The organism is Mycobacterium sp. 134, from assembly GCF_048282715.1.
GTDB classification, from domain to species: domain Bacteria; phylum Actinomycetota; class Actinomycetes; order Mycobacteriales; family Mycobacteriaceae; genus Mycobacterium; species Mycobacterium septicum.
In genome coordinates this window covers 1,556,193-1,569,517 of the sequence record NZ_JBLVUN010000008.1, presented here as the reverse complement: position 1 = coordinate 1,569,517, position 13,325 = coordinate 1,556,193, and the positions used below count along the sequence as shown (strand labels likewise).

The window sequence follows — 13,325 nt, the reverse complement described above, 5'->3', positions numbered from 1 at the left end:
CGACCGGTCGGCGACCGTAGTTGTGACAGGGACTATTGCTTCAGGTTCGCCGCAATGTCGCGTCGGGAACGGATGCCGAACTTACTGAACACTTTTCGTAGATGCCACTCGACGGTGTGAGCACTGATGAACAGTTGCGCGCCGATTTCCGAGTTGGTCAAGCCATCGGCGGCCAGCCGGGCGATCTGCATCTCCTGTGCGGTGAGTGACACACCCTTGAACGCCTGCCGATCGGCCGCCGTGCGGTTCTGCGGCGCCGCCCCCGCGGCGGCGAGTTCGCGGCGCGCCCGCTGCGCGAAGCCGGTGGCTCCGATGTCACTCAGCATCGTGTACGCACGGCCGAGGAGCTGCCGCGCATCACTCTGGCGCTGTTCGCGCCTCAACCATTCGCCGTACACCAAATACGCTCGCGCGCTGAACATTCGGACATCAGTACAGTCAAGAAGCCTGATCGCCTCCTGGTGAAGCCGTTCGGCGACAGCGCCGTCGGCGACCAGCGCGCCTACGTAGGCCGCCGTGCCCCGCACCCAGTCTGTCCCACTCACCGCAGCCATCTCTTCGATATGCCGCACCGCATCCGCGGCATCCTCTGGCACACCCAATCTTGCTGCTGCCTCGACAAGTTCGACCATCGACCAGGTCGACAGTCCGAGCTCGCTCGGATATGCCGATCCACGTCGAGCGGCTGCGAGCGCCTCGTCATGCCGGCCGAGTCCGTTGTAGAGCACCGCGGCCGCCCACTCGGTGGCCGTCAGCGTCTTACCCTCGCCGCGCAACAACGGATCCGCGGTGATCAAGTCGATCGCTTGTCGGGTGCGCGTCTCGTCGCCCCGCCACGGTTCGACCACCACGGCGCCGTAGTGTGCGAAGAAACTGCTTCCGGTCACCTCGCCCAACGTTGCCGCCTGGGCGACCAAAGCGTCCGACGCGGACAGATCCCCTGCGTAGACTCGGTTCGACAATCGCAGCAGCAGCGCCGACGGCAGCACGGAAAGTGCGCCGGCGTCCACCGCCAGTTCGACCAAGGTGGCCGACAGCGTCGACCACGCGTCGAATTCCCAAGTGTTGTGCGCCAACCGGCACGCCATCGGGAGCCAACCCAACCCCTCCTGCGGTGAGATTTCTCCCGTCCGGTAGGCCGCCAGGGCACGCTGAACCAGCGGTGCTCCCTCCGCGTAGCCCGTAACCGTGATCCGGGAGACCCCCTCAAGGAGCAGGTCTGAGCGGGCCGGATCGGCCGGCCGGCGCATCGCCAGGATCGCGGCCGCCACCTCCTCCAGCCCGACACCGTCCGTCAGCCGGCCGGCCGTGAGCGCGGCATAGAAGGCATCGCGGTAGGTCTCTGTGGCCAGCGCGGGGTCAAGTGGCTCAAGCTGTTTGGCAGCGCCGAGGAGTGCGGGCAGGCCCGCGCTCGCGCTCCGGAACGAGAAGAGACTTCGCCCGCGCACCAGCTCGGCGAGGGCACCCTCACGCTCCGTCAACGGCAGCACCCGGATGCCGTCGAGCAGTTCGAGAGCCTCGACGAACTCACCTGCCTCGCTCTTGGCCTGTGCTGCAGCCAGCGAACGGGAGCCACGACGACGCGGGTCAGGCGTCAGTTCGGCGGCCCGATCGAGAAATGCGGCCGCCGTGGCAGCACCGCCGCGCGCGCGGGCGCGAGCGGCGGCCAGTTCGAGATCGGCGGCCACATCCTCATCGGGCTGGGCTGCGGCGCTGGCCAAGTGCCACGTGCGTCGATCGGGATCGTGTTCGGGGTCGGTCGCCTCGGCCAACGCCCGGTGTACCTGCCGGCGCTGTGGTGTCGTCGCCGACCGGTAGGCCGCCGATCGCACCAGCGGATGCCGGAACCGGACCATGGTGCCGACGGTGAGCAGGTCGGCCGCCTGCGCTTCGGCGTCGGCGGCGACGATGTCGATGTCCAACTCGACTGCCGCGCGGCGCAACAACGCCACATCCCCCACCGGATCAGCCGCGGCGAGCAGCGCCAGCCGTTGCGCTTCGGGTGACAACGAACGGAGGCGACGCAGAAAACCCTTCTCGATCTGGCCGGACAGCGGCTGGTCGTCGGGCCGCTGCGGCCCCGCGGACAACTGCGCAGCCGTCAGTTCACGCGGAAGTTCAAGGAGCGCAAGCGGATTGCCGCGTGATTCGGCCAGGATCCGATCGAGAACCCGGTCGTCGACGCGGCCCGGGCAGCCCCATGCCAGAAGGGTGCGGGCGTCGTGATCGCCCAGGCCCTCGATCTGCAGGGCCGGCAGGTCCTTCAGCGCATCGCCATCCGCCGGCTCACGTACCGCGAACAGCAGCAGCACCCGCTCGGCCTGCAGCCTGCGACCGACGAACGACAGTGTCTGGGCTGAGATCCCGTCCAGCCACTGTGCATCGTCGACCAGGCACACCACGGGCTGCTTCGCGGCCACGTCCGCGAGCAGGCTCAGGACGGCGAGGCCGACGAGGAAGCGGTCCGGCGGAGTCCCCGCGCTGAGTCCGAACGCCGTTTCCAGCGCCGACCGCTGTGGAACAGGTAGGCGGTGGAAATGTTCCCGGAACGGCGCACACAGTCGATGTAGCCCGCCGAACGCCGGTTCTGCCTCCGCCTCGATGCCCGCAATCCGCACCACCCGGCGGCCCGCGGCGTGCAGGCGCACGTAGTCGAGTAGCGCGGTCTTGCCGATACCGGCCTCTCCCCGCAGCACCAGGGCGGCACTGCGACCACCCGCCACGCCCGCGATGATGTCGTCGAGGGTTGCGCATTCCCGTTGCCGGCCGACGAGGCGCCCCCGCGCTCCATCGACGCGTTCCAAATCCGCGATTCGCGGCGTCTCGACGGTCCAGGGCAACCAGCCTGAGGTATCGGCACTCATGCGGCCCGAGGGCTGGCGTCGCCGGCGAGGAGCCGCTCCAGATCTCGGCGATCACCGGTGCGAGCCGCCGCGAGAAACGCGGTGGCAAGGCGACGGTGCGCGGCGATCAGGACCGCTGAGGAGCGCTCGCCGGTGTCGAGGCGGGTCTGGGCCCGGCGAACCAGTTGCCGCGCGTTGGCGACACTGGTTCGCAACAGCGCTGCGATGTCGGCGTATGCGTACTCGAAACCTTTGCGCAGCACGTAGGCAGCCAGTTCCCCTTGCGTCAATCTCGCCATGAGCAGCCCCAGCATCTCCTCGACCACCGCGGTCTGTTCGGCACCCACCATGGGTTCGTCCTCGACGGCGTCGAGCAGGTAGTCCAGTGGCGACGCGGTCGGAGCCTCACGACGGTACCGAGCCGACTGGATCACGTTGATCGCGAGGTTCGTCGTGGTGGTGGTCAGAAATGCGGCCGGGTTCTCCACGTTCGCGCGGTCGCTGCGCTGCCACCGCAGCCAGGCCTCCTGGATCAGGTCCTCTGCGCAACAGGTCTCACCGGTCACTCGGTAGGCGATGCCGAAAAGCCGCGTCCGGTGGCTCAGAAAGATGTCGAGAGCCAGGTCCAGTTCTTCCGGTGTCGACATACCTCCACCCTGGATCCCACGTGGCGTCTATCGCGCCACGGGACTACGTGGTCGGGTCCGTGGCCTGCCTGCGCCACGGACTACGTGTCCGGGCTACGGACCCGGGCCTAGCCTGAGGCGGGCAGGGCGTCGGGCAGCTCGCGGCGGGAGCTGATGCCGAGCTTCGTGTACACCTTGCGCAGGTGCCACTCAACGGTGTGCGGGCTGAGGAAGAGCTCCGCGCCGATCTTCGGGTTGGTCATCCCGGCAGCGGCCAGCGCGGCGATCTGCGCCTCCTGTGGGGTCAGGCTGTTCGTCGGCCCGGTTTCCCGGGTCCGCACGTGCTCTCCGGTGGCCAGCAGTTCGCGACGCGCCCGCTCGGCGAACGCGCTGGCCCCCATGCCGTCGAACATCTCGTGCGCGCTGCGGAGCTGCTCCCGCGCCAGCGCCCGCCGACGATTCCGGCGCAGCCATTCCCCGTACAGCAGATGGGTGCGTGCCACCTCGACGACCACGCGGTCCCGGGCAAGTTCCTCGATGGCCGTGCGGTACAGCACGTCCGCCTCGTCGCCGTCGGCGAGCAGGGCCCGGCTGCGTGCGCTGACGCCACGGGCCCAGCCGGAATCGGCCGCGCGGGTCAGTTCGACCAGGCGGTCCAGCGACGTCCGGGCTGTATCGAGCTCACCACACCGCACTGCGGCCTCGACATGTTCGACCAACGACAGCCCGGTGAAGTTGTAGCCGTCGTGATCGATACCCGCCCGGGCCACCGCGAGCGCCTCGTCGTACCGCGCCAGGCCGTTGTACAGCACGCCCTGGATATAGCCGGCGACCCCCAGCAGCGAGACCTCGCCGTGTTGGGCGGCACGGGCTTTGGCCTCCGCGATCGGGCCGGCGGCGGCGTCCTCCTCACCACGCCACGCGGCCAGCACCAGCGAGGCATAAGCGTGTGGGGTCTGTCCGGTCGCGGTGGAAATCGCGTCGGCCTCGTCGATCATCCGGGCCGCCGTGGCGAAGTCGCCATGATGGATGTAGACGCCGCCCAGGTAGATCAGTGCCGGAGGCAACACCCCGAGTGCCCCGATGTCACGCGCGAGCCGCACCGCGCGGGTGGCGAAGGTATCCCACGCGGGCAGGTCCCACCCGTAGTGGATGAACGATTCCAGCGCGACCGGGACCAACAACAGCCACCGCATCGTCGCCTCACGGCTGTGCAGCTCCTCCTGCGCGAAGGGTTCGAACGCCCGACGTAACGCCGGCACACCGGCTTCATAACCGTCGGCCAGCAGGGTGGCGACACCGTCGAGCAACAGATCCGCGGCCTTGGAATGCGACGGCGGAGCGCCGGAGTCCCGGGCAGCGACTGCAGCGGCCTTGGCACCGGCCACGCCGTGGACCCGGCCGGCGAAGACCGTCGCGCTGATCGCTTCGAGATAGGTTTCGCGGGCCAGTGGCGACCCCGCGGCCGTGAATTGTGCGGCGGCCTCGAGCAACAACGGCGCCGCTTCGTCACTGCGGCTGCGGCCGAACAGAATTCGGGCACGCAACCTCGCCAGTCGGGCCTGGTCCAAGCGGTCGAGTGGGCACAGGCTGGCCAGTGTGGCCAACTCGGTGGCGCGATCCGGGGAGGCGGCCGAGAAGTGCGCCTCGGCCGCGGCGAGCGCACGCCGCCCGCGCTGCCACAAATCCGGGGTCAGCTCGGTGGCACGCTCCAACAGGACCGCCTCGGCAGCCATCCCGCCGCGCTGCCGCGCCCGGCCCGCCGCGTGGTCCAACCCGGCCGCGACCGCCTCGTCGGGGCCATCGGCCGCCTCCGCTGCGTGCCAGGCGCAGCGGTCGGGATCGAGCACCGGGTCAGTGACCGCCGCCAGGGCGCGATGCACCGCGCGACGCTCGTCGGGGTTCGCCTGGCTGTACACCGCCGAGCGCACCAGCGGATGGCGGAACCGCACGGACTCGCCGAATTCGATCAGACCGGCAGCCTTGGCCGGTGCGGCATCGGGAACGATGTCCATTGCCTCGGCGGCCCGCAGCAGCAGCCGCGCCTCCCCGACGGGCTCGGCAGCGGCGATCAGCAACAGCGTTCGGGTCGGCGCCGGCAGCAGATGGATCCGGTCTGCGAAGTCCTGCTCGACACGGCTCGACACCGATTGGCGGCCGGCCTCCGTTCCGGCCTCGACGCCATAGGCCAGCTCCGCTGCGCTGCGACCGCGGTAGAGCTCTAGCAGCGCGAGCGGATTACCGGAGGTCTCGGCGACCAGCCGATCCCGCACCCGCTCCTCCAGGCGACCGGCCACCGCGGCTTCCAGCAACTCGCCGGCCGCCGCCGGGTCGAGCCCGCCGAGCCGCACCCCGGGCAGATCCTTGAGCACCGCCTGGCCTGCCGGATCGCGCACCGCGAAGACCATCGCGACAGCTTCGGCCAACAGCCGGCGCGCCACGAACTCCAGCGTCAGCACGGAAACCTGGTCGAGCCATTGGGCGTCGTCGACGATGACCAGCACCGGCCGGGCCTCCGAGGCACGGGTGAGCAGGCTCAGCACCGCCAGGCCGACCAGAAAGCGGTCCGGTGGGTCGCCGACTGCCAATCCGAAGGCGACCCGTAGCGCATCGCGTTGCGGCACGGGCAACGCGTCAATCGTGGCGAGGAACGGCGCGCACAGTTGATGTAGGCCCGCATAGGCGAGCTCCATGTCCGCCTCGATCCCGCGAGCGGCGGTCACGGTCATCCCCGAGGCCTCGGCCGCCACGTACTCCAACAGCACCGATTTCCCGATGCCGGCCTCGCCCCGGATCACCGAAACCGCGGATTCGCCGCGGCGCAGACCGCCGAGCAGATCGGTCAACTGGGTGCACTCGCGTTGCCGGCCAACCAGGTTGGGCAACGGACTGGCACTCATGCAACGGCTCCTGGCAGAACTGGCCCGGCACCGAGGTGTGCACGGCTGGCGAGAAATCTACCGGGCTTGTCACAGATCGCGACCCCACCCGGTCGGTACTTGTAACCGCCCGTCCGTCCCAGGAGAGTCCATGTCACCCCGCGAACATCAGCTCGCCACGTCTGTCCTGGTGGTGGGGGTCGGCGCAGCCGGGTTGCGAGCGGCGATCGAACTCGCCGAGTCCGGGGTCGCGGTGACGGTTGTGGGCAAGCACATACCGGACGACGATCACACCAGGCTGACCCTGAGCGGGATCAACGCGGCGCTGGACGCCGCCGACGGCTGGGAACGGCACGCGGCCGACACTTTGACGAAGAGCTGTTTGCTGGCCGATCCCCGCACGGTGCAGCGGGTTGCCCAGGGCGCTGCCCAGGGCATCCACGATCTGGAGCGCTTCGGCATGCGCGTCGAACGCCACGATGCCGACCGGGACACCGCGGGCCATCCCTACCGGCACCATGCCGACGCCGGCGAGGTGCAACGGCTCCTGCGCGAACACGCAGTGCGTCTCGGGATCCCGGTCCTCGCGAGTTTCTATGCGACCCAGGTCCTGGTGAACGACGGAGCCGTGTTCGGGGCGTACGGTTTCGATCTGGTCGACGGTGCACGCTATCTGGTGCACGCCGACGCGGTGATCCTGGCCACGGGCGGGCATACCCGACTCTGGCGGCGAACGTCGGCCCTCCGGGACGAGAACACCGGCGATTCGTTTCGGCTCGCGGTCGAGGCGGGGGCCCGGTTGCGAGACGCCGAGCTGGTCCAGTTCCGGCCGTTCGGCTTGCTCACACCGGAGCACGCGGCGGGCACGCTGGTCAGCGATTCGGTGTGCGACGAGGGCGGCGTGCTGCTGAACACCGTGGGTGAGCGCTTCATGGCGCGGTATGCCCCCGAGCGGATGGAGCGGGCCGGCCACGACCGGGTCGCGATGGCGTCTTACGCCGAGATCAAGGCGGGGCGCGGAACGCGGACCGGCGGGGTATGGCTGGACCTGTCGCATCTGCCTGCGGAGAAGGTCGTGACACGGTTGCCGCAGGTCTACCAGACAGTGCTGGACCTGCAGGGGCGCGATGTCACCCGGGATCCGATCGAGGTGGCGCCGACCGCGCACTACTCGTTGGGCGGGGTCGCGGTCCGGCCGCAGGACCACGGCACCGAGGTCGACGGGCTGTTCGTCGCCGGCGAAGCCACCACGGGATTGCACGGCGCCGGTCCGCTGGACGGAAACTCGCTGATCGCGGTGATGGTCTACGGCCGGCTGACCGGGCAAGCCGCGGCTGACTACTCGGCGCGGCTCACCGCGCAGCGCCGTTCACTGGCGGCGATCCGTGCCGCCGAGGCACAGGTCGACCGGCTGCTGGCCGCCGACGGCAGCGAGAACATCCGCGGATTGCAGCGTTCGGTGCGCAATCTGATGACCGAGCACGCCGGTGTCGTCCGTGACGAGGCCGGACTACTCGCCGGGTTGACGGCTATCGGCGAGATCGAAGCGCGAATGGCCGATGTGGGTGTGCATACCGACATCAGCGGGTTCGCGGACCTGGCCCATGCCTTCGACCTCCGGTCCGCGGTGCTGTCCGCGCGGGCGACACTCGAGTGCGCGCTGGAACGCCGCGAAACACGGGGCTGCCATACGCGTTCCGATTACCCCCACCTCGACCCGGCACTACAGGTGAACCTGGTGTGGTGCCCACAGACCGGGGTGCGGCACGAGCCCGTCACGCCGATCCCCACCGACATCGCCGAGTTGATGCAGTAGTCGTCAGCGCCTCGGTTCGCCTTGCTCGGCCTCGGCCAGCCGCTGGTGCAGGCGCGCTCGAATGTCCTGCGGCGTGTAGGCATTTCGGCGACGCTGATCACGCGCCACCATGACACCGCCCGCCACGACCCCCGCGACACCGGCCAACCCCAGCCACTTCCAGATGCTACGCATGCTCTGAGTGTGCCTAAGCTGCGGACGTGAAAGCGAACACGGTGGCATTGGCCAAGGCACTGGAGGAGACCCGGACCGGTGACATCTGGCTGTTTCGCGGTGGCTCCGGGCCGGACCGGGCCATCCAGACGCTGACCAACAGCCCGGTCAACCACGTTGGCATGACGGTGGCGATCGACGACCTGCCGCCGCTGATCTGGCACGCCGAGCTCGGCGACAAGTTGCTCGACATGTGGACCGGGACCAACCATCGCGGCGTGCAACTCAACGACGCGCGCCAGGTCGCCGAACGCTGGGCGCACAGCTACGGGCAGCGCTGCTGGTTGCGTCAGCTCACCCCGTTCGCGTCTCGCGAACAAGAGGACCAACTCCTCAAGGTGATCGCCCGGATGAACGGCACGGCCTTCCCCACCACCGCGCGACTGACCGGACGCTGGCTGCGCGGACGGGTCCCGGTCATCAGCGACTTCACCCGCGGAATTCCCTTCGTACACAGCAAGGTTCGCGAATCCGCCGAACGCAAGAAGGAACGTAACCGGCAGGTCGGACTCGAGACCGCATACTGCGCCGAGACGGTGGCCATCACCTATGAGGAGATGGGTCTGCTGGCCACCGAGAAGCACTACAACTGGTTCGATCCGGGCTCGTTCTGGAGTGGTGACGAGTTGCCGCTGACCGCCGGCTACGGATTGGGCGATGAGATCTCCGTGATCATCGACTGACCCCGGCTATACCTGCTGGCAGGTATGGGCGGATTGCCGCCAGCACTGAGGCATTCCGGCACTCGGATGGCAAGGCTGGTCGTGACAACCCCCACCAGCCCCGGAGGTCTTCGGATGAATGCCGCAGTGGGCCGCATGCGCGTCGCCGAGGCGATGGCCGGGCTACCGGAGGCACACCGCGCTGTTCTCAGCCGGGCGTACTACCTGGGCTGGACCATCGGGAAGATCGCCGAGGATCTCGGGATTGCCGAAGGCACGGTCAAGTCCCGGCTGCACGACGCGCTACATCGGCTGAAGCTGACCCTGGCCGAGATGGGGTGCGACACCGCGCCCGGGACGTAGCGGTTCGCGGCCTCTCGGGGTGAAACTCGCCGAACGCCGGCCCACGCCCTGCCGTCGCGGCACAATTACCTGGTGAGGACGGCATCTCTACGGCCGACGCAACTCCTCACGAAAGGGGACCGACCATGGGCCCGGTTTCGCGGTTGGCAGTCGTCATGGCGGCGTCGGGCAGCCTGGCTCTGGCCGGGTTGGGTCTTGGCGCCGGCGCGATCCTCGCGGACCCGGCCTTCGGCCCGAGTTACGAGGGCGGGAACTGCCCGGACGGTCTGACGTGCACGCACTGGTGCCCGGGTGATCCCCCGATACCGGGCAGCCAGGTCATCACCTGGGACGCCGGCATCTGCCACGATTGGTACTGGAACTCCGAGGGTGTCGTGGACATCGCCTCCAACACCATCTACCCGTGGCACGGCGTTCCGCATGAGGCACCGCCGCCACCGGTTCTTGGACCGCGGCAGCCACCCCCTCCCCCGCAGCCACTGCCTGCGGATTGCCCGCCCTGGTCCCCGATCCTGGCCCCGTCGCGCTGCGGTGGGCTCTGACGCTGCACGGTTCCCACATTCTCGGCACTATGTTAATGTCCATTCTTAGATGAAATGGGCGGCTATCAGGCCATATTCCCTTCATCAAGATCAACATCGGGAATCTATGTGAATAGCTATTCACACGTTGGGGGCAGCGATGACCGAAACAACATCCAGGAACGGCAACGACGCGCGGACAGCGACCGACGACGAACCGACCGAGGCCGACATCACCCGGATCACCAAGACTCTGCGGGCGACCTTCCGTAGCGGCCGGACGCGATCAGCACAATGGCGAGCGGATCAGCTGAGCCGCCTGGCGCAGATGATGACCGACAACGAGACCGAGATCATCGATGCGCTGTCGGCGGATCTCGGTCGCGCTCCCTTCGAATCCTGGCTGACCGATATCGCCGGCACAGTGGCCGAAGCACGTTACGCCGCAAAGCATGTCAAGAGCTGGATGCGTCGCGACCGGCGAATGCTCGAATTGCCCCAGTTACCCGGACGCGGTTGGGTCGAGTACGAGCCCTACGGAACCGTCCTGATCATCGGAACGTGGAACCTCCCGTTCCTGCTCACGTTGGGGCCCGCCATCGGTGCCATCGCGGCCGGAAACACCGTGTTGGTCAAGCCTTCCGAGTTCGCCCCGCAGACATCACGGCTGATGGCGGAGATGGTTCCGCGCTACCTCGACCATGATGCGGTGGCCGTGGTCGAAGGAGGACGCTCGACCAGCGAGCTGCTGCTCGAGCGGGCGTTCGACCGGATCTTGTTCACCGGCGGAGCCCAAACCGGCCGGAAGGTCCTGGCGGCGGCAGCACGGCATCTGACACCCGTCACCCTTGAGTTGGGCGGGAAGAGTCCGGTGATCCTCGCCGAGGACTGCGATGTCGACGCCGCGGCTGCCAGGGTGGCGTGGACGAAGCTCATCAATTCGGGGCAGGTCTGTGTCGCTCCCGATTACGTGCTCGCCCACCGCGGTGTCGCCGAGCGCTTCGTCGACCGGGTGTGCGACGCGTGGGTGCGATACCGGGAGAACCAGCCAAAAGGCATGCGAATCCTCAACATCGACCACGTTGAGCGCCTGGGTGAATACCTGATCGAAACCCGTGGGGACATCATCTTCGGAGGCGGCATCGACCGGGCGTCGCTATCCGTCGAACCGACGGTGGTGCTGAACCCTGACCCGTCCGAACCACTGATGACCGAGGAGATCTTCGGGCCGATCCTTCCGGTGCTCACCGTCGATTCCCTGGATGACGCAATAGATTTCGTGAACGACAGACCCAAACCGCTTGCCGCCTATCTGTTCAGCCGATCTCGCGGAGTGCGCGACCGTGTCGTATCCGAGGTGGCTGCCGGCGGGATGCTGATCAACCACGTGGCCTTCCAAGCGTCCACCACGCGACTGCCGTTCGGCGGAGTGGGCAACTCCGGTGTGGGTGCCTACCACGGGCGTTGGGGCTTCGAGGAATTCAGCCATGCCAAGACGGTGCTCACCAAACCAACCCGGCCCGATCTGTCCAAGATGTTGTACCCGCCCTACAGCGACCGGGCCTGGAATCTGGCGCGCAAGCTGTTCTGAGCTACCCGTATCTCAGGTATCGAGGGCGTGCTTTACCAACTCGACGTCCAGTATCGGAATGTGAACGTCGAATGACCCGGTGGCGCAGGCGAGATCGAACGCGGTGAACTTCGGTCCGATGGCTTTCTCACCCGATCCCGTCAGCGTCACCGGCGCGGTCAGGCTGATGGCGTTCTTGTCGCGGCCGCGCCAGATCACGGGCTCGCCGCGGGTCAGTGAGAGCGTTCCCAGCTTGGCCCGCGAGGTCGCCCCCTTGGGGCGCAGGAAGCAACTGACCTGCAACGTCACCCCGGATTGCAGGTCGGAGAGATCCGCTGCGGGGTCCGGCCGCTTGCCTGCGAACCAGACCTTCAAGACGTCGGTGAAGGTCTGCGTGCCGGCCGCTCGACGGGTGTTCGATGCCACGAGCGCAGACTGTAATGAGGTTGGGGCCTCTTCACATGTTGTCAGACCATCCCTCGCGCCGCCCACGCGGTGGCGGTCACCGTGAACGGTCCGTTGCCCAGGTGCTCGCGAGCCACTGATTCGAGATGTGTACGACGGTCGTCATCGAGTCCGTGGACATAGTCACCGGCGGGACCGACACCGAATGTGTACGGCTCCCACCACTCCTCGAACGTGGGATGCACGACATCGACCGCAAGAGCACGCTCTTCCACACCGCGCAGGCCGGCCGCTTCGAATATCTCGCTCAGGTGCCCGTTGCGCGCCCCGGAGAGCAGCGCCTCGTCCTCGGCGTCAGGGTCGATGAGGTGAACGGCCTCCCAGAACGGCGCCAGCGCGCCGGTCGGACCGTCCCACACGCATGCCGCGATGACGCCGCCACGCCGCGTCACGCGCGCCATCTGCCGGACGCCGATCACCGGATCCGCCATGAAGTGCACGACCAGTTGTGCCAGGGCAGCATCGAAAGCTGCTGTGTCATATGGCAATTCTTCGGCGGTACCCCGCCGCACGTCGATATCGGGAAATCGCGTGCGGATCGCGTCGACAAACGGCGGCGACGGATCGATCGCTGCCACCTGGGCTCCGAGGGACAGCAGCTGCGCCGTCAGCGCCCCCGGCCCGCATCCCACGTCGAGCACCTTGTCGCCCGCGCCGACCCCGGAAAACGCCGCGAACACCTCCGCAAGAGGCCCGGCGTACCGGCCCATGAAGCGTGTATAGGCGTCCGGCGGGACAGCAAAACCCACGAGAAAATGCTACGTCGCCGGCCCCGTCACGCAACCAGTTCGCGGCTCAATACCCATTGAACGGTGCAGACGTCCGCCGACCATGGCCTCTGTTCGTGACACTGCAGCGAGTGTGCACGTTACGTAGGAAATTCGCGTCCGCCACCTTCATAAAGTGCACACTCGCCTCAGCGTTCACACCAGATCCTCGAAGCTGTCCTCGCCCGGACGCCAAACCATCCAGGCCCCGTCGTCGAATCCCGTGAGCATCGCGATCTCGACGTAAACCTCGTCCAACATCGGATGGATCACGAGTGTGCCCGTGTCGAGTTCGATGCGGAGTCCGATACCGGTCTGCTCAGCAGTCGAGGCCACGGTGCCAGGGGTCAACTCGCGCAGGCTGTCTGCGTAGCCGAGGTCCGATTCCCGCCACGCGCGACCGGAACTTTCGACCACCGGCCAGACGTAGCAGGCGAGAACAGCCGGTTCTCCCCCGCCGGCCGCCCCGTCGAACTTCAGGTGTACGTAGTCGTTGAGGACGATCTCGACCGAATACAGTCGCGCTCCGACGAGGCGGGAAAGCAGTTCGTTCGGGATATACATCGGCCCTCACTGGCGGTGTGGTGGAAGGATCTGCCT

The 13,325-nt window shown here is 67.7% G+C and carries 12 protein-coding genes; 5 read left to right on the top strand and 7 right to left on the bottom strand.

Features of this window, described 5'->3' with window-relative positions:
- Positions 1-32: 32 nt before the first annotated feature.
- The 3 genes from ACNQVK_RS12350 to ACNQVK_RS12340 all read right to left on the bottom strand — a co-directional run bounded on the left by ACNQVK_RS12350 (position 33) and on the right by ACNQVK_RS12340 (position 6,369).
- Positions 33-2,864 carry a LuxR C-terminal-related transcriptional regulator gene (locus ACNQVK_RS12350; RefSeq protein ID WP_418029744.1) on the bottom strand — a complete coding sequence of 944 codons (2,832 nt, stop codon included), beginning with the start codon at positions 2,862-2,864 and terminating at the stop codon, positions 33-35.
- Positions 2,861-3,490, bottom strand: a complete 630-nt coding sequence (locus ACNQVK_RS12345; RefSeq protein ID WP_418029743.1) for a sigma-70 family RNA polymerase sigma factor — start codon at positions 3,488-3,490, stop codon at positions 2,861-2,863. Before ACNQVK_RS12345 ends, ACNQVK_RS12350 begins: the two co-directional genes overlap by 4 nt.
- A 107-nt stretch (positions 3,491-3,597) precedes the next feature.
- On the bottom strand, positions 3,598-6,369 hold the full coding sequence (locus ACNQVK_RS12340; RefSeq protein WP_418029742.1) for a helix-turn-helix transcriptional regulator: 2,772 nt from the start codon (positions 6,367-6,369) through the stop codon (positions 3,598-3,600).
- 130 nt (positions 6,370-6,499) lie between these two features.
- On the opposite strand from ACNQVK_RS12340, the gene ACNQVK_RS12335 reads away from it, so the two are divergent.
- The gene (locus tag ACNQVK_RS12335) at positions 6,500-8,164 is read left to right on the top strand and encodes an FAD-binding protein (RefSeq protein ID WP_418029741.1); all 1,665 of its coding nucleotides are present in this window, start codon (positions 6,500-6,502) and stop codon (positions 8,162-8,164) included.
- Positions 8,165-8,167: 3 nt separating this feature from the next.
- On the opposite strand, the gene ACNQVK_RS12330 is transcribed toward ACNQVK_RS12335, so the two are convergent.
- Entirely contained in the window at positions 8,168-8,338 is a 171-nt protein-coding gene (locus tag ACNQVK_RS12330; RefSeq protein ID WP_418029740.1) for a hypothetical protein, read from the bottom strand.
- A gap of 41 nt (positions 8,339-8,379) precedes the next feature.
- Between ACNQVK_RS12330 and ACNQVK_RS12325 the strand changes: the two genes are divergently transcribed.
- The 4 genes from ACNQVK_RS12325 (at position 8,380) to ACNQVK_RS12310 (ending at position 11,514) form a co-directional block, all read left to right on the top strand.
- Complete coding sequence (locus ACNQVK_RS12325; protein WP_418034136.1) at positions 8,380-9,060, top strand: guanylate cyclase; 681 nt, start codon at positions 8,380-8,382, stop codon at positions 9,058-9,060.
- A gap of 114 nt (positions 9,061-9,174) precedes the next feature.
- A complete protein-coding gene (locus ACNQVK_RS12320; RefSeq protein ID WP_418029739.1) occupies positions 9,175-9,402 on the top strand; it encodes a sigma factor-like helix-turn-helix DNA-binding protein in 228 nt (75 codons plus the stop codon).
- Between the two features lie 125 nt (positions 9,403-9,527).
- Positions 9,528-9,944, top strand: coding sequence for a hypothetical protein (locus tag ACNQVK_RS12315; protein ID WP_418029738.1), 417 nt, complete (start codon positions 9,528-9,530; stop codon positions 9,942-9,944).
- A gap of 139 nt (positions 9,945-10,083) precedes the next feature.
- Positions 10,084-11,514, top strand: a complete 1,431-nt coding sequence (locus tag ACNQVK_RS12310; protein ID WP_418029737.1) for an aldehyde dehydrogenase family protein — start codon at positions 10,084-10,086, stop codon at positions 11,512-11,514.
- Positions 11,515-11,526: 12 nt separating this feature from the next.
- On the opposite strand, the gene ACNQVK_RS12305 is transcribed toward ACNQVK_RS12310, so the two are convergent.
- The 3 genes from ACNQVK_RS12305 to ACNQVK_RS12295 form a co-directional block, all read right to left on the bottom strand.
- Positions 11,527-11,919: a hypothetical protein gene (locus ACNQVK_RS12305; RefSeq protein WP_418029736.1), complete on the bottom strand. Its 393-nt coding sequence runs from the start codon at positions 11,917-11,919 to the stop codon at positions 11,527-11,529.
- A 41-nt stretch (positions 11,920-11,960) separates the two neighbouring features.
- Entirely contained in the window at positions 11,961-12,707 is a 747-nt protein-coding gene (locus tag ACNQVK_RS12300) for a class I SAM-dependent methyltransferase (protein ID WP_418029735.1), read from the bottom strand.
- A 174-nt stretch (positions 12,708-12,881) separates the two neighbouring features.
- Entirely contained in the window at positions 12,882-13,289 is a 408-nt protein-coding gene (locus ACNQVK_RS12295) for a hypothetical protein (protein ID WP_418029734.1), read from the bottom strand.
- Positions 13,290-13,325: the final 36 nt, after the last annotated feature.